The sequence below is a fragment of the Pantoea sp. E956-1 genome (assembly GCF_982223955.1).
Genome location: NZ_CEUYZP010000004.1, coordinates 198352 through 212897, shown reverse-complemented (window position 1 = coordinate 212897; position 14546 = coordinate 198352). Strand labels below are relative to the sequence as shown.

15 protein-coding genes are annotated in these 14546 nt (G+C 56.7%); 5 read left to right on the top strand and 10 right to left on the bottom strand.

From position 1 onward, the window contains the following. Nucleotides 1–546 precede the first annotated feature (546 nt). On the top strand, nucleotides 547–2700 hold the full coding sequence (locus AC0T7J_RS13535; protein WP_022623848.1) for an ornithine decarboxylase: 2154 nt from the start codon (nucleotides 547–549) through the stop codon (nucleotides 2698–2700). Between the two features lie 1196 nt (nucleotides 2701–3896). Here AC0T7J_RS13535 and mltC read toward each other — a convergent pair. Genes mltC through mutY form a run of 3 tightly spaced genes read right to left on the bottom strand, consistent with a single transcriptional unit; the run spans nucleotide 3897 to nucleotide 6388 of the window. Further along, the gene (gene mltC / locus AC0T7J_RS13530; RefSeq protein ID WP_473794843.1) at nucleotides 3897–4976 is read right to left on the bottom strand and encodes a membrane-bound lytic murein transglycosylase MltC; all 1080 of its coding nucleotides are present in this window, start codon (nucleotides 4974–4976) and stop codon (nucleotides 3897–3899) included. Between the two features lie 54 nt (nucleotides 4977–5030). Further along, nucleotides 5031–5303: an oxidative damage protection protein gene (locus tag AC0T7J_RS13525; RefSeq protein WP_003853409.1), complete on the bottom strand. Its 273-nt coding sequence runs from the start codon at nucleotides 5301–5303 to the stop codon at nucleotides 5031–5033. Beyond that, complete coding sequence (mutY, locus tag AC0T7J_RS13520) at nucleotides 5303–6388, bottom strand: A/G-specific adenine glycosylase (protein ID WP_473794841.1); 1086 nt, start codon at nucleotides 6386–6388, stop codon at nucleotides 5303–5305. The genes AC0T7J_RS13525 and mutY overlap by 1 nt, the downstream gene beginning before the upstream one ends. 154 nt (nucleotides 6389–6542) lie before the next feature. Here mutY and trmB point away from each other — a divergent pair, with 154 nt between their 5' ends. The 3 genes from trmB (at nucleotide 6543) to AC0T7J_RS13505 (ending at nucleotide 8370) form a co-directional block, all read left to right on the top strand. Next, on the top strand, nucleotides 6543–7262 hold the full coding sequence (trmB, locus tag AC0T7J_RS13515) for a tRNA (guanosine(46)-N7)-methyltransferase TrmB (RefSeq protein ID WP_473794839.1): 720 nt from the start codon (nucleotides 6543–6545) through the stop codon (nucleotides 7260–7262). Beyond that, nucleotides 7262–7588 (top strand): YggL family protein, encoded by a 327-nt coding sequence (locus tag AC0T7J_RS13510; RefSeq protein ID WP_473794837.1) that lies wholly within the window; start codon nucleotides 7262–7264, stop codon nucleotides 7586–7588. The genes trmB and AC0T7J_RS13510 overlap by 1 nt, the downstream gene beginning before the upstream one ends. 65 nt (nucleotides 7589–7653) lie before the next feature. Next, on the top strand, nucleotides 7654–8370 hold the full coding sequence (locus tag AC0T7J_RS13505) for a YggN family protein (protein WP_124890317.1): 717 nt from the start codon (nucleotides 7654–7656) through the stop codon (nucleotides 8368–8370). A 36-nt stretch (nucleotides 8371–8406) separates the two neighbouring features. On the opposite strand, the gene hemW is transcribed toward AC0T7J_RS13505, so the two are convergent. Genes hemW through AC0T7J_RS13485 form a run of 4 tightly spaced genes read right to left on the bottom strand, consistent with a single transcriptional unit; the run spans nucleotide 8407 to nucleotide 11428 of the window. Then, nucleotides 8407–9546 (bottom strand): radical SAM family heme chaperone HemW, encoded by a 1140-nt coding sequence (hemW, locus tag AC0T7J_RS13500; RefSeq protein WP_010248883.1) that lies wholly within the window; start codon nucleotides 9544–9546, stop codon nucleotides 8407–8409. Next, nucleotides 9539–10132 (bottom strand): XTP/dITP diphosphatase, encoded by a 594-nt coding sequence (locus tag AC0T7J_RS13495; protein ID WP_473794834.1) that lies wholly within the window; start codon nucleotides 10130–10132, stop codon nucleotides 9539–9541. The genes hemW and AC0T7J_RS13495 overlap by 8 nt, the downstream gene beginning before the upstream one ends. A 21-nt stretch (nucleotides 10133–10153) precedes the next feature. Next, on the bottom strand, nucleotides 10154–10708 hold the full coding sequence (locus tag AC0T7J_RS13490) for a YggT family protein (RefSeq protein ID WP_013358979.1): 555 nt from the start codon (nucleotides 10706–10708) through the stop codon (nucleotides 10154–10156). A gap of 12 nt (nucleotides 10709–10720) precedes the next feature. After that, nucleotides 10721–11428 (bottom strand): YggS family pyridoxal phosphate-dependent enzyme, encoded by a 708-nt coding sequence (locus tag AC0T7J_RS13485; protein WP_473794832.1) that lies wholly within the window; start codon nucleotides 11426–11428, stop codon nucleotides 10721–10723. A 14-nt stretch (nucleotides 11429–11442) separates the two neighbouring features. Between AC0T7J_RS13485 and AC0T7J_RS13480 the strand changes: the two genes are divergently transcribed. After that, nucleotides 11443–12438, top strand: a complete 996-nt coding sequence (locus AC0T7J_RS13480; RefSeq protein ID WP_473794831.1) for a type IV pilus twitching motility protein PilT — start codon at nucleotides 11443–11445, stop codon at nucleotides 12436–12438. 5 nt (nucleotides 12439–12443) lie between these two features. On the opposite strand, the gene ruvX is transcribed toward AC0T7J_RS13480, so the two are convergent. The 3 genes from ruvX to gshB all read right to left on the bottom strand — a co-directional run bounded on the left by ruvX (nucleotide 12444) and on the right by gshB (nucleotide 14458). Next, nucleotides 12444–12863: a Holliday junction resolvase RuvX gene (ruvX, locus tag AC0T7J_RS13475; protein ID WP_137241350.1), complete on the bottom strand. Its 420-nt coding sequence runs from the start codon at nucleotides 12861–12863 to the stop codon at nucleotides 12444–12446. Beyond that, nucleotides 12863–13426 carry a YqgE/AlgH family protein gene (locus AC0T7J_RS13470; protein ID WP_010248870.1) on the bottom strand — a complete coding sequence of 188 codons (564 nt, stop codon included), beginning with the start codon at nucleotides 13424–13426 and terminating at the stop codon, nucleotides 12863–12865. Before AC0T7J_RS13470 ends, ruvX begins: the two co-directional genes overlap by 1 nt. Nucleotides 13427–13513: 87 nt before the next feature. After that, nucleotides 13514–14458: a glutathione synthase gene (gene gshB / locus AC0T7J_RS13465; protein WP_010248868.1), complete on the bottom strand. Its 945-nt coding sequence runs from the start codon at nucleotides 14456–14458 to the stop codon at nucleotides 13514–13516. Nucleotides 14459–14546 lie beyond the last annotated feature (88 nt).

The following is a 14546-nucleotide window of genomic DNA, read 5'->3' as shown; positions in this document are numbered from 1 at the left end:
GGCAGAGTGGGAAAGAGAAGATCAGTTTACGCCTGGCAGATGCAATCCGGTAGGGCAATGGCCGCGTCTGCGGGTGAAGGCAGCGGCCTGGCTGGAAAAGTGCGCGGTGTGCTTTCTGCATAAATCTGCATATAATTCATATAATTAGTCGTATTGTGAATTTTTTATGATAAATAGACTATAAAAATCATGTTGTTACATACACGGGGTGTGACTGAGTAATTACCTGGTTCGGGTTGTCCGTGCCTGAAAAAGATGACATTATGACCGCCACTTTTTGACCCTGCATCTTGATTACTGAGGACGTCGCCATGTCCGGTTCACCGCGCATCTGCCCGGATTACCGTTCGCTTTTTCCGGCACCCATCGGGTTGTCCTCTTTTCCGATATCTCTGTTATTCACCATGCGGTGAGGCCAGCCAGGCAGCGGCTATGGATCTGCTTTCCACGGGCTGCGGAACGCCTTCTGACTGTTAATTATTCGCCGGGGCACTGTCCCCATAATTGTGCTTCTGGCACCTCCTCCCTGACGTTAGGGATTCTGTTATGACTCCACTGAAAATTGCTGCCAGCGCCGCTGTGGCGCCCAGCCTGACCCTGAACACTGCGCGAGACGTGGTGACGCTGGATAACACCGACTTCACCGATGTGGCGGCGGTTGTCGTCTCGCTGGCGGATACCCGCAGCGGCGTGCTGGCGCTGCTGCGTCATACCGGCTTTAATCTGCCGGTATTTGTCGCTAACGCGTTTGAAGAAGAGGTGATGCACCTGCCCGGCGTCAGCGGTGAGCTGAATGGCGATCCGCAGGAGTGGATCGCGCTGGAAGCGGCTGCGCAGGCGTATGAAGCGGCGCTGCTGCCCCCTTTCTTCGAGACGCTGACCCGCTATGTCGATATGCAGAACAGCACCTTTGCCTGTCCCGGACATCAGGGCGGTGCGTTCTTTAAAAAGCATCCGGCGGGCAAACAGTTTTATGACTTCTACGGCGAGAATGTTTTCCGGTCTGATATGTGTAATGCCGACGTCAAACTGGGCGATCTGCTGATCCACGAAGGCTCGGCTAAAGATGCGCAGAAGTATGCGGCAAAAGTGTTTAACGCCGATAAAACCTACTTTGTGCTCAACGGCACCTCAAGTGCCAATAAAGTGGTGACCAATGCGCTGCTGACCCGTGGCGATCTGGTGCTGTTTGACCGCAACAATCACAAGTCGAACCATCATGGCGCGCTGATTCAGGCGGGCGCGACCCCGGTTTATCTTGAAGCGACGCGCAATCCTTTCGGCTTTATTGGCGGCATTGACGCACACTGCTTTGATGAGGCTTATCTGCGCGAGCAGATCGCGGCCGTGGCTCCGCAGCGCGCGGCTGAAGAGCGGCCGTTCCGTCTGGCGATTATCCAGCTGGGCACCTACGATGGCACGGTCTACAACGCGCGCCAGGTGGTGGATCGCATCGGCCATCTGTGTGATTACATCCTGTTTGATTCCGCGTGGCTCGGCTATGAGCAGTTCATTCCACTGATGGAAGGCTGTTCGCCGCTGACCCTGCAACTGAATGAGAACGATCCCGGCATTTTTGTCACGCAGTCAGTGCATAAGCAGCTGGCAGGTTTTTCGCAGACTTCGCAGATCCATAAAAAAGATAATCACATTCGCGGACAGCGCCGCTTCTGCCCGCATAAGCGACTGAATAACGCTTTTATGCTGCACGCATCAACAAGTCCGTTTTATCCGCTGTTTGCCGCGCTGGATATCAACGCCAGAATGCATCAGGGGGAAGCGGGGCGTCGTATGTGGGATGAGTGCGTCACGCTGGGTATTGAGGCGCGTAAAGCCATCCTGGATCGCTGTGAGATGATCTTGCCGTTTGTGCCGGAGACGGTGGATGGTCAGCGCTGGCAGGATGCGCCCACTGAGACGATCGCCCGCGATCTGCGCTACTTCAGCTTTGAACCGCAGGCGAAGTGGCACGGTTTCGCGGGTTATGCGCGCGATCAGTATCGGGTGGATCCCTGCAAGCTGCTGCTGACTACGCCAGGGATTGATGCGGCCAGCGGTGAGTATAGTGATTTCGGGATTCCGGCGACCATCCTGGCGAACTATCTGCGCGAAAACGGCATTGTGCCGGAGAAGTGCGATCTCAACTCAATCCTGTTCCTGCTGACTCCGGCAGAGAGTCCGGAGAAGATGGCGAATCTGGTGGCGATGCTGGCGCAGTTCGAGCAGCACGTTAAAGAGGATGCGCCGCTGGCCGAAGTGCTGCCGACCATTTACCGTAAAAATGCCGAACGCTATGCCGGATATACCCTGCGTCGCCTCTGTCAGGAGATGCACGACCTTTACGTCAGTCACAACGTCAAGGATCTGCAGCGCCTGATGTTCCGCGCCGCGGAGTTCCCGCCGGTCAGGGTGAATCCGCAGGATGCGCATCAGGCTTATATTCGCGGCGAAGTGGAGCTGGTGCCGATAGCCGAAGCGCAAGGCCGGGTTGCCGCGGAAGGTGCACTGCCTTATCCACCGGGTGTGCTGTGCGTAGTCCCGGGGGAAGTCTGGGGCGGCGCGGTGCAGCGTTACTTCCTGGCGCTGGAAGAGGGGCTTAATCTGCTGCCTGGCTTCTCACCAGAGCTGCAGGGCGTTTACACCGAAGAGGATGACCAGGGACGGAAGTATCTGGTGGCCAATATGATAGTGGGACGCTGATCTGAGCGTGGGCAGAGGTGGGTAGCGGCCCGCCTGCCTTTTTGTTCGCTGCGCGAACGGGGCTGAGAAGGTTTCATTCGCTTAGCAGCGGGCTAACAGTGAGGGGGTTACGCCGGGCAGGTCCTGGGTTCGCTGCGCGAACGGGCTATGAGAAAGCTTCGTTCGCTTAGCAGCGGGCTAACACTGAGCGGGTTCCGCCCGCCAGGCGATGGGGAGTTTCAGGTTGCCTGAGCAGGCGGACGCGTCAAGGGGCGGACGCCCGCCCCTTAACAATCCCGGCGTCCGGCTGCCTGCGCGCCCCGCTGTGCGGAGTGCCTTCGTCACGCCCTGCGGCCGACGGACCGTCCGGACTCGCCATCCCTGGCTCGTTCCGTCCTTTCGCCGACGTCCTGTCGGCTCATCCTGGCCTGCGGTTGTTCCTCAGCGCTTCGGACGCCTCTCCCAAACCCCCGCCTGTGATTTCTTTATGTTTTCTTTGGTGCTGAGTTGTCTGATGGTCTGAAAGCCAGTCTCAATTCCTGAAGTTCACCGCAACAATCTTAGTGACCTGAAAACGAGATAATAGCGGGTAGAGTTGAATAACATACTGTTTGCTGAGCCAAAAGTCAGAGGCAATCCCAAACTCACAGCGACAGCGAACCCAACATAAAAAGAAGAGATAACAGCGAGGGGGTGGGGAGGCCGTCAGAACCGCTGAGCGGATGAGGGATTTCAGGACGAGCGACAGGGATGTCGCGAAGAGGCGGGTTCGCGCCATGGATGGCGCGTCCCGCCGGTCCGTGAGAAATCCTGAAGTAGCAAAGGAACCGCGAAGCGGCGGTGAAGCAGGCCGGAGCCCGGGGTCAAGGGGGCGCGGCGACTGGCGCCCCCTTGTCGGTCGCCTGCAGAGGCAAATCTGAAACTGCCCGGCTTACCAGGCGAACGAAACCTTCTCATAGCCCGTTCGCGCAGCGAACACTCCCAGCTTCAGGCGCTGCACGCCTGACCACCTGGCGGGTGGAACCCGCTCAGTGCATACTCGCTGCTAAGCGAACGAAACCTTCTCATAGCCCGTTCGCGCAGCGAACACTCCCAGCTTCAGGCGCTGCACGCCTGACCGCCTGGCGGGTGGAACCCGCTCAGTATTAGCCGGCAGCCAGGCGCTATACCCAGGCCCATTCGCGCAGCGAACACTCCCCGCTTTAGCGCTGAGCCAATCAGAATCCCCGATAACTCTTCTGCGCGGTACTCACCTTATAAAGATAACGACGCGATTCCGCCGACGGATGCTGGTTCGCCAGGGTCGAATAAACCTTGCTCGGTGACATGCCGTTAATCATCGAAAACGCCCGATCTTTATCGCTGGAGAAGACGCGCAGCACGCTGCCTGCACCGCCGTTATAGGCGGTGATTACTGCATAGCGGCGTGACACCGGATCCTGAATGCCGCCCAGATAGTTACGCTGCAACAGCGACAGATAAGCGGTACCCGCATCAATATTGTTCTCCGGATCCAGCAGATAGCTGCGGCTCGGCTTGCCCCATTTACCCTTCATGCGAAACACGTCAACACCGGCAGTATGCTGTACCACCTGCATCAGACCCAGCGCATCAGAATGGCTCACGGCGTAGGGGTTAAAGCTCGACTCGGTCTGCATAATCGCCAGAATCAATGAGGCATCGACACCATATTGATCGGCGGCTTTACGCACCATCGGCAGGTATTTGTGCGCACGCTTATCCAGGTGATTCGGCACCATCGGAATCGAAATGGTGTAAATCACATGCAGACCCGAGGTGCGGCGCTGCAATTTATGCTGAATCAGATAGTCAGCAAAGGCTTCCGCACGACCCTGCCAGCGAATCGGCTGACCGGTATTATCCAGCACCTGTCCATACAGCAACGGCTCTTTACTGATTTCAATATCGTTGGCGTCAGAGTAGAGATCGACATTACCCGGATCTTCGCCAATCAGCAGGGTGGTCACGATCGCCTGACGCAGGCTGGCCATAGGATCGGTGCCAGAAATCGTCTCGATGGTCAGCTTACCGCTTTCAAAGTTAATGTGGCTGCGGGTGTAATAGTTGTCACTATATTTGACGTAATCTTTGGGGCCGGCGATCAGGACCTCATTGATACCCCAGATATTCTCAATATTATGAGCAAACTGCCCCATCAGAATATCAAAGGCGTTGGTATCTTTTACCCACTCCTCGTGGGACTGCTGTTTCTTTGACCCGGAACAGGAAACCAAAAGTGGTGCTATCACCAGCAGGGCGATTAATTTTTTATTCATTGGGAATGCAAGCCTGACCTGGATAACCGGCCTCAGCGATGAGGCCCGGAATGTTTACGCTTCTGGCGGTGTATAGCCTTCGATATGAACGTCTTTACCTTCGAACAGGAAATTGATCATCTCCTTCTCCAGCACTTTACGATCTTCGGGATTCATCATGTTGAGCTTCTTCTCGTTGATCAACATGGTCTGTTTCGCCATCCACTTCTGCCAGGCTTCTTTAGAAATGTCGTTGTAAATGCGCTTACCCAGATCGCCCGGGTAGAGCTGAAAATCCTGTCCTTCCGCGTCGCGCTGTAAAAAAGTACAAAAAATGGTGCGGCTCATTATTCTTCCTCATTAATCTCACAACTGTTCAAAGCCAGTTGTCGGGGATGGCGCAGCTCGTGTAACAGGCGCTCAACGGGTGCGGCTAATCCCACAGATGGTGGCAGCGCTAAGTTATACCAGAGACCGCCTGCTTCATCCATCGCCGCCCCGACAGAAGGCCATGTCAGCCACATTGGCACGATATCGAGATGGAAATGGCTGAAGGTGTGACGAAACGCAGTAAGCTGCTGCGGTTTTGCCTGGATGCCGCGGGCCGCCAGCCAGTCGGTCAGTGCCGCTTCCGTAGTGAACTGTGGGAAGCAGAACAGACCACCCCACAAGCCCACAGGCGGGCGCTGCTCCAGCCAGACATCATCACCATCCTGCATCATCAGGAACCAGCCGCTGCGCTCTGGCAGCACCTGCTTAGGCTTCTTACCGGGATAGCTCGCCCAGCTGCTGCTGGCATAGGCCTCACAACCGCTGTTCAGCGGGCAGATTTCGCACTTCGGCTTTGATCGGGTACAGACGATAGCACCCAGATCCATCATCGCCTGATTAAACTGGCTGACGCCCTCGGCGGGTGTGACCTCTTCGCTGATCTGCCAGAGCCGCTTTTCGACCTCTTTCTTACCCGGCCAGCCGCTGACGGCATAGCAACGGGCCAGCACGCGCTTGACGTTGCCATCCAGAATCGGGAAATGCTGCCCCAGTGATAGCGACAGGATCGCGCCCGCCGTGGAGCGGCCTACGCCGGGCAGGGCAGAGACATCATCGAAATTACGCGGAAACTCGCCCTGATGAACCTCAACAATCTGCTTTGCGGCTTTATGCAGATTACGCGCACGGGCGTAGTAGCCGAGGCCAGTCCAGAGATGTAATACCTCATCGAGCGGAGCCGCAGCCAGATCGATGACCGTGGGGAAGCGCGCCATAAAGCGTTCAAAATAGGGAATAACCGTGGCAACCTGGGTTTGCTGCAGCATCACTTCGGAGAGCCACACCTTGTAAGGCGTTTTCTCCAGCTGCCACGGCAGGGTTTTGCGACCAAAGCGCTGATACCAGTCCAGCACCTGTTGCGCGAACTGCGGCGCTTGCATCATAAGAAGGAAATTTTCCGTGTTTACTCTACACTCAGGCAGGAATTCCAGCACATGCGCACCTGGGTGTAAACCGGAAGATTGCAAAGGCTTGCTTCTGCTTATGAACTTTGCATAATGCCCGTTTCCCGGAACAGGCTAACCAGCAGGCTTTTACATGATTAATGACGTCATCACCCCAGAATTTGATGAGAACGGGCGGCCATTACGCCGGATCCGCAGCTTTGTGCGCCGCCAGGGCCGCTTAACCAAAGGCCAGCAGCAGGCGCTGGACACCCTGTGGCCGGTCATGGGGGTGGAATATCAGCCGGAGCCTGTCGATCTGCCCGCGCTGTTTGGTCGCGAAGCCCCGGTGACGCTGGAAATTGGCTTTGGTATGGGCGCTTCGCTGGTAACAATGGCGGAGAACACGCCGCAGCAGAACTTCCTGGGTATTGAAGTGCATGCGCCGGGCGTGGGTGCCTGTCTGGCCGCCGCCAAAGAAGCCGATGTGAAGAACCTTCGGGTGATGTGCCATGACGCGGTGGAAGTGCTGGAGAAGATGATTCCGGATAACTCGCTGCGCATGGTTCAGCTCTTCTTTCCCGATCCGTGGCATAAAGCGCGTCACAATAAACGCCGTATCGTCCAGGTGCCTTTCGCCGAGCTGGTGATGCGTAAACTGAAGCCGGGCGGCGTCTTCCACATGGCCACCGACTGGGAAGCCTACGCGGAGCATATGCTGGAAGTGATGAACAGCATCGATGGTTACCGCAACCAGTCAGAACAACAGAATTATGTGCCGCGTCCTGAGACGCGTCCACTGACCAAATTTGAGCAGCGCGGGCAGCGTTTAGGCCACGGCGTATGGGATTTAATGTTTGAGAGGGTGAAATAATGGCCACACAACGCAGCCGCCGTTTACGTAAAAAACTGCACATCGATGAGTTTCAGGAACTGGGCTTCTCGGTTGCCTGGCGCTTCCCGGAAGGCACCAGCGAAAGCGAAATTGATGAGACGCTGAACCAGTTCATCAATGAAGCGATCGACCCTAACGGCCTGGCCTTCGATGGCAGCGGTTACCTGGTGTGGGAAGGTCTGGTTTGCCTGCAGAAAACCGGCAAATGCACCGATGAGCATCGTGCTCTGGTCCGTAAATGGCTGGAAGATCGCAAGCTGCAGGACGTTAAGATGACTGAACTCTTTGACGTCTGGTGGGACTAAGTCGTCACACAGTGTCGGGCTGAGGCCCGATCAGAGGGTTTCAGACCCGATCTTAGGGAGTAGATATGATGCGTAAAGCGCTTCTTGCTGTGCTGCTGGTGGCAGCAACCCAGGCTCAGGCAGCCTATGAATGCAGCGTTAAGCCGCAGGACGATGTGGTGATTAAGCCGCAGAGCGTGCAGGTGGTCGGTGCCAACGGCAATATGGAAATCTCGCCGCAGGGCGACGTGCAATTCAATGGACAGAAGGTCACGCTCGATACGGCCGGACGCCAGAAAGCGATCGACTATCAGAACGCGTTGCGTCGCGATCTGCCGTGGATCGACAGCGGTGCGACATCACGTCTGGAGAAAGGGCGTGCGGCACTGGATCAGGTTATCGTTGAAAAACTGGGCACCGACAGCAACGTGCGTAATCGCCTGACCACGCTGAATGGTCAGCTGAAACAGCAGATGAACCGCATCATTGAACACCGTGAAGATGGGCTGACGTTCCACCATCAGGCGATTGATCAGGTACGCGCCGAAGGTGAAAGGCTGGTGCAGTCGACGCTGGGCGGCGTGATGCAGGATAGCCTGAACGAGATGGGCACTAAGCAGGGCAGCGGCGGCAGTAATCCGCTGCAGGCGATTATGGGTAATCTGGGCGGTTTGCAGCAGTCGATTCAGGCTGAGTGGAGCAAGCAGGAGCAGGATTTCCAGAACTTCGGTCACGAGGTGTGTAATCGCGTTATTTCGCTGGAAGATCAGCGTAAACAGCTTACCGGCGCACTGAAAAAATAGGTCAACGCCTCAGCCTGTCGGGCTGAGGCGCTTTTGTTACTCTTCCGCTAAGAACAGCTCCAGCAGCGAATTCAGGAACAGCTTCCCTTTCTCCGTAATCTGCCACTGCTCCGCGGTTTCAGTCACGTAACCCGCGGCAATCGCAGCATCCATCTGCGGACGGATCACCTGCTCTGATAAACCCGTGTAGCGGCTGAACTCGTCGCGCGGCGCGGCTTCCAGCAGGCGAAAGCGGTTCATGAAATATTCAAACGGCTTGTCGCTATCGGCAACGTCATACTGCTTTTCGCGGTAGTTCCCCTGCATAAATCCACGCGGATGACGGGTTTTGACCGTGCGGACTATGCGGCCATCCGGTTGAGTCAGCTTGCCGTGTGCGCCACACCCGATCCCCAGATAGTCGCCAAAGCGCCAGTAGTTGAGGTTGTGTTCACAGCGATAACCCGGCTTCGCGTAGGCGGAGGTTTCATACTGCTGATAACCGGCAGCCTGCAGCAGTTGATCGCCCTGTTCGAAAATATCCCATAGCGCATCATCATCCGGCAGCACCGGCGGGCGTGAGCCAAACAGCGTGTTGGGTTCAATCGTGAGCTGATACCAGGAGAGATGCGGCGGATTAAGCGCAATCGCCTGACGTAAATCGTCGAGCGCCTCCTCCAGCGACTGATCGGGCAGGCCATGCATCAGGTCAAGGTTAAAACTGCGCAGCGACAGCGACTCTGCCAGTTCAGCGGCGCGGACCGCCTCTTCCGGACCGTGAATGCGGCCAAGACGTTGCAGCTTTTGCGGACTGAAACTCTGTACGCCAATCGAAATACGGTTGATACCGGCGCGCTGGTAGGCGCTGAACCGGTCCGCTTCCACGGTGCCCGGATTGGCTTCCATGGTCACTTCCGCGTCGGGTGAGAGCGTCAGACGCTCCCGCACACCGTCCATCAGCATCTGCATCGCGCTGCTGCTCAGCAGGCTGGGCGTGCCGCCACCGATGAAGATCGTGCGCACTTCCCGGCCATTGATCAGCGGTAAATCGATCTCCAGATCGCGCAGCAGGTGCTGCACGTATTCAACGTGCGGCACCTCATCTTTCAGCGCGTGGGAGTTAAAATCACAGTAGGGACATTTCTGTACGCACCACGGAATATGGATATAGAGACTTAACGGCGGCAGATTAGGCATTACGCATCGCTTCCAGCAACAGCGTCAATGCTTTACCCCGGTGAGAAACGGCACCTTTTTCCGTTTTACTCAGCTCGGCCGCGGTTTTACCCAGCGCCGGGACAAAGAAAATCGGGTCGTAACCAAAACCACCGGCTCCAGCGGCGGCGCGGGTGATCTCACCCTGCCAGCTGCCGTGGAACACCAGCGGGGTCGGATCTTCCGCATGACGCAGATAGACCAGCACGCAGTGAAATTGTGCCTGGCGCTGACCGTCCGGCACGTTTTCCAGCGCCTGCAGCAGCTTCTCCAGGTTCTGTTGATCGCTGGCCTCTTCACCGGCGTAGCGTGCCGAGTAGATACCGGGCGCGCCGCCCAGCGCATCAACGGCCAGGCCAGAATCATCGGCAATAGCCGGTAATCCGGTGATCTGCGCCGCGTGACGCGCCTTGAGAATCGCGTTCTCAATAAAGGTCAGGCCGGTCTCTTCCGCCGATTCAACCCCAAGGTCGGTCTGTGCGACGATATCCAGACCAAAGGCGGAGAGTAACTCCGCCAGTTCACGCACTTTGCCGGGATTGCCGGTTGCGAGGACAACTTTTTGCATAACAGTTCCAGTTTGATTCATTTACAGCAGATACCAGAGACCCGGGAACAGGTCCATGCCGAGAAAGTTCAGGGCATACAGCACCAGGATGACGATCATCGCTGAGAAATCGATGCCGCCCATCGCAGGCAGAATACGGCGAATAGGGGCCATCATCGGCTCGGTTAACTGCACCAGCAGATAGTCGACAGGACCCCGGCCCTGGCTGATCCAGCTCATCAGGGAGCGTACGATGATTACCCAGAAGACCAGATAGCCGGCAGATTTTACCAGCGACAGCAGGCCGACCAGCAGATTGGTTGGGTCGACTGAGAAGACGCCCACCTGAATCAGCAATAAAATCGGGTATTTCAGCGTAGTCAGCACAAATGCCAGCAGCAGCGAGGCGGTATCAATCGGGCCCAGTGCCGGCAGTATACGGCGCAGTGGCTTAACAATCGGCTGTGTCACTTTTACGACAAACTGCGCCACTGGATTGTAAAAATCGCAGCGGGACCACTGCATCCAGATGCGTAACAGCAGCACCATGACGTAGAGATCGATCAGCGTTTTTACTAAAAACGTCAGTGTTAACATGAAGTTCCTCTGTTATTGTTGTGAGTTGTGCGCATAATTTCGTGCGCCAAAAATGGCGGTGCCGATACGCACCATCGTACTGCCTGCGGCGATTGCCGCCTCCATGTCATCGCTCATTCCCAGCGAAAGCGTGTCTGCATGCGGATAGTGCTGTTGCAGCTGGCGGAAGGCTTCCGCCATCTGCTGACACACCGCCAGCTGCCGTGTGTAATCACTCTCTGCTGCAGGAATCGCCATTAATCCGCGCAGCCGCAGTTGCGGCAGGGCAGCGATCTGCTCCGCCAGCCCGGAAACGGCCTCCAGCATGATGCCAGATTTGCTGTTCTCGTCACTGATATTTACCTGAATTAACACATTCAGCGGTGGCAGCGAAGCAGGCCGCTGATCGTTGAGCCGCTGCGCGATGCGCTGGCGGTCAATGGTATGACACCAGGCGAAATGTTCCGCTACCAGACGGCTTTTATTGGACTGCAGCGGGCCGATGAAGTGCCACTCCAGCTCAGGATGTGCGGCCAGTGCCTGAACCTTTTCAACCCCTTCCTGAACGTAATTTTCACCAAAGGCAATCTGACCAGCGGCAAAGGCTTCTTCGACCGCGCTCGCAGGTTTGGTTTTACTGACTGCAAGCAGGGTAATTTCTTCTGGTGCGCGGCCGCAACTCGCGGCAGCAGCAGCGATTCGCTGCCGCACTTGCTGTAGGTTCTGCTGGATTGAGGTCATAGTCAGGAGAAATTATGAATCTGGATGAAATGGTGGGGCTTAGTGTAAAGCATAATGCCGCCGATCTGCACCTTTGCAGCGGACATTTGCCCTACTGGCGGCGACAGGGAAGGCTGGAGGCGATTCCGCAGCAGTGCCCGCTTTCTGGCGCATGGATGGCGCAGTTTATGGCCCGCTGGCTCAGTGACCCGCAGCGTCAGGAGATGGAGCGCGCAGGGCAGCTCGATTTCGCTCTGAGCCTAACCGATGGTCAGCGTCTGCGCGCGAATCTCTTTATGCAGCGCAACGGCCTGTCACTGGCACTGCGCATCATCGCCACGGCATGCCCGACGCTTGCGAGCCTGCAACTGCCCGCCATTGTCCCGACGCTGCTGGAGCAGCAGGATGGGCTGATTCTGGTGACGGGTGCGACCGGCAGCGGTAAATCAACCACGCTGGCGGCGCTGGTCGATGCGCTGAACCGCCAGCAGGCGCGCCATATCATCACGCTGGAAGATCCGATTGAATTTATTCATCACAGCCAGCAGTCGCTGATACAGCAGCGTGAAATCGGCCTGCACTGCGGTTCGTTCTCGCTGGGAGTAAAGGCAGCACTGCGTGAAGATCCCGACGTCATCCTGCTGGGCGAACTGCGCGACAGCGACACTATTCGTCAGGCACTGACTGCTGCGGAGACCGGACATCTGGTGCTGGCGACGCTGCACACGCGTGGCGCGGCGCAGGCGGTAGATCGGCTGGTTGATGTCTTTCCGGCAGAGGAGAAACAGCTGGTGCGTACTCAGCTGGCGGGCAGCCTGAAAGCGGTAATTGCACAGCGGCTGGTGCCATCAGTTGCCGGTTCGCGCATCGGACTGTTTGAGGTACTGATCGCCACACCGGGCATCACCAATCTGATCAGAGAAGGCAAGATGCACCAGATCCCTGCGCTATTACAAACCGGCGCACAGGCCGGTATGCAGACGTTTGAGCAGAGCAGGCTGGCGCGTCAGGCAGCCGGACTGATTGAGTGAGGATGTCAGTAATGGTTTTCGAACCAGTCCTGCAAAATGATGGCAGCAGACTGTGAGTCGACCGATCCTTTATTGAGCGCGCGATAGCCGCCGCGTTCAAACAGGCCTGCACGCGCTTCTACCGTGCTGAGTCGTTCATCCTGCAGCTCCACGCGGATGCCAAAGCGCCCGTGCAGGCGGTTGGCAAATTTACGTGCGCGATCGGTCAGCGGCTGCTCGGTGCCATCCATATTCAGCGGTAATCCCACCACCACGAAATCGGGCTGCCACTCTTTCAGCAGTTTTTCGATTACCAGCCAGTCCGGGATGCCATCCTGCGCTTTCAGCGCAGTAAGCGGACGGGCGCTGCCAGTGAGTTCCTGACCTACGGCGACACCAATACTTTTGGTGCCGAAGTCGAATCCTAACAGAGTTTGAGTTGACATCAGGCGTGTCCGGCGTCGCTGGCCATGTTGTGAATATCGACGCCAATACTGCGCGCCGCTTCGCGCCAGCGCTCTGAAATCGGCGTCTGGAACAGGATATTGCTGTTAGCGGGCGTGGTCAGCCAGGCATTTTCCATCAGCTCATTCTCCAGCTGATCTTTTTCCCAGGCGCAGTAACCCAGCGCGACCAGCACGTTAGTGGGCTGAGAGGCCGTACCGATCGACTCCAGCACGTCACGGGACGTGGTGATGATCGTGTTATCGGAAACACGAATACTGGAGGTAAAGGTGCGTTGTGCGGAGTGCAGGATAAAGCCACGATCTTCCGCCAGCGGGCCGCCGGTAAACACCGGTTTATCCAGCTTGATCGCCGGATCGCGATCGTCAGCAGAGATTTTCAGCTTCTTCAGAATGCCTTCAACCGTCAGGTTTTCCATAGGTTTATTGATGATCAGTCCCATTGCACCCTCTTCGTTATGTTCGCAGAGATAGACTACGGAACGTTTGAAGAAAGGATCCTGCAATGAAGGCATGGCAATCAAAAAGTGATGTTGTAAATTCATTCTCACACGATGTACCAAAAAAATAACCGGCACGCGACGACCGCACCGGTATTGGGTTGATCACGGAGCTTCGCCCCGGCGTCATGCTCAGCCCAGGCGCTTCTCAATGGCATCCATCAACATGCCGGTGATGGAGATCGGGAACGCAGCCTCAATTTCACGAATGCAGGTTGGGCTGGTCACGTTAACTTCAGTCAGTTTATCACCGATGATGTCCAGACCGACAAAAATCAGCCCTTTTGCTTTCAGCGTCGGGCCAACCCGGCGCGCAATTTCCCAGTCGCTTTCGCTCAGCGGACGCGCTTCACCGCGACCACCGGCGGCGAGGTTGCCACGCGTTTCTCCGCCCTGCGGGATACGCGCCAGGCAGTAAGGCACCGGCTCGCCATCGACGACCAGCACGCGTTTGTCACCCTCGGTGATCGCCGCTATGTAGTTCTGCGCCATGCAGAAACGGCTCTCATGCTCAGTCAGCGTTTCGGTAATCACGCCAAAGTTAGGATCATCTTTCTTCACGCGGAAAATCGACGCACCACCCATGCCATCCAGCGGCTTCATGATGATGTCGCCATGTTCCTGCCAGAAGGCGCGCAGCTGCGCTTTACTGCGGGTCACCAGGGTGTCAGGCGTAAATTCGGCAAACCAGGCGGTGTAGAGCTTTTCGTTACAGTCACGCAGGCTCTGCGGTTTGTTCACGATCAGCGTACCCAGCTCTTCAGCGCGTTCCAGAATGTAGGTCGCATAGATGAACTCGGTATCGAATGGCGGATCTTTGCGCATCAGCACCACATTCAGGTCAGCCAGCGGGATTACCTGCTCGCTGCCGAACTGATACCAGTTCTCAGGGTTCTGCTCGACGGTCAGCAGGCGGGTGCGGGCAGAGGCCACGCCACCGCGCAGGGAGAGATCGTGCATCTCCATGTAGTGAATTTCGTAACCACGGCGCTGTGCTTCCAGCAGCATAGCGAAGCTGGAGTCTTTTTTAATATTGATGGACGAAATAGGGTCCATCACGATGCCAAGCTTAATCATTATTATCTCCTCGGTGAGGCGGCATTTACCGCCTCGTCTGGTTCGGTCTGCAGTGGGCCGATCGGTCAGGACATCATGCCTGCTCTCT

Excerpts from the sequence above, each read along its gene's own strand:
- AC0T7J_RS13535 (WP_022623848.1), top strand. The coding sequence starts at position 547 with ATGACTCCACTGAAAATTGCTGCCAGCGCCGCTGTGGCGCCCAGCCTG.
- mltC (WP_473794843.1), bottom strand. The coding sequence starts at position 4,976 with ATGAATAAAAAATTAATCGCCCTGCTGGTGATAGCACCACTTTTGGTT.
- AC0T7J_RS13525 (WP_003853409.1), bottom strand. The coding sequence starts at position 5,303 with ATGAGCCGCACCATTTTTTGTACTTTTTTACAGCGCGACGCGGAAGGA.
- mutY (WP_473794841.1), bottom strand. The coding sequence starts at position 6,388 with ATGATGCAAGCGCCGCAGTTCGCGCAACAGGTGCTGGACTGGTATCAG.
- trmB (WP_473794839.1), top strand. The coding sequence starts at position 6,543 with ATGATTAATGACGTCATCACCCCAGAATTTGATGAGAACGGGCGGCCA.
- AC0T7J_RS13510 (WP_473794837.1), top strand. The coding sequence starts at position 7,262 with ATGGCCACACAACGCAGCCGCCGTTTACGTAAAAAACTGCACATCGAT.
- AC0T7J_RS13505 (WP_124890317.1), top strand. The coding sequence starts at position 7,654 with ATGATGCGTAAAGCGCTTCTTGCTGTGCTGCTGGTGGCAGCAACCCAG.
- hemW (WP_010248883.1), bottom strand. The coding sequence starts at position 9,546 with ATGCCTAATCTGCCGCCGTTAAGTCTCTATATCCATATTCCGTGGTGC.
- AC0T7J_RS13495 (WP_473794834.1), bottom strand. The coding sequence starts at position 10,132 with ATGCAAAAAGTTGTCCTCGCAACCGGCAATCCCGGCAAAGTGCGTGAA.
- AC0T7J_RS13490 (WP_013358979.1), bottom strand. The coding sequence starts at position 10,708 with ATGTTAACACTGACGTTTTTAGTAAAAACGCTGATCGATCTCTACGTC.
- AC0T7J_RS13485 (WP_473794832.1), bottom strand. The coding sequence starts at position 11,428 with ATGACCTCAATCCAGCAGAACCTACAGCAAGTGCGGCAGCGAATCGCT.
- AC0T7J_RS13480 (WP_473794831.1), top strand. The coding sequence starts at position 11,443 with ATGAATCTGGATGAAATGGTGGGGCTTAGTGTAAAGCATAATGCCGCC.
- ruvX (WP_137241350.1), bottom strand. The coding sequence starts at position 12,863 with ATGTCAACTCAAACTCTGTTAGGATTCGACTTCGGCACCAAAAGTATT.
- AC0T7J_RS13470 (WP_010248870.1), bottom strand. The coding sequence starts at position 13,426 with ATGAATTTACAACATCACTTTTTGATTGCCATGCCTTCATTGCAGGAT.
- gshB (WP_010248868.1), bottom strand. The coding sequence starts at position 14,458 with ATGATTAAGCTTGGCATCGTGATGGACCCTATTTCGTCCATCAATATT.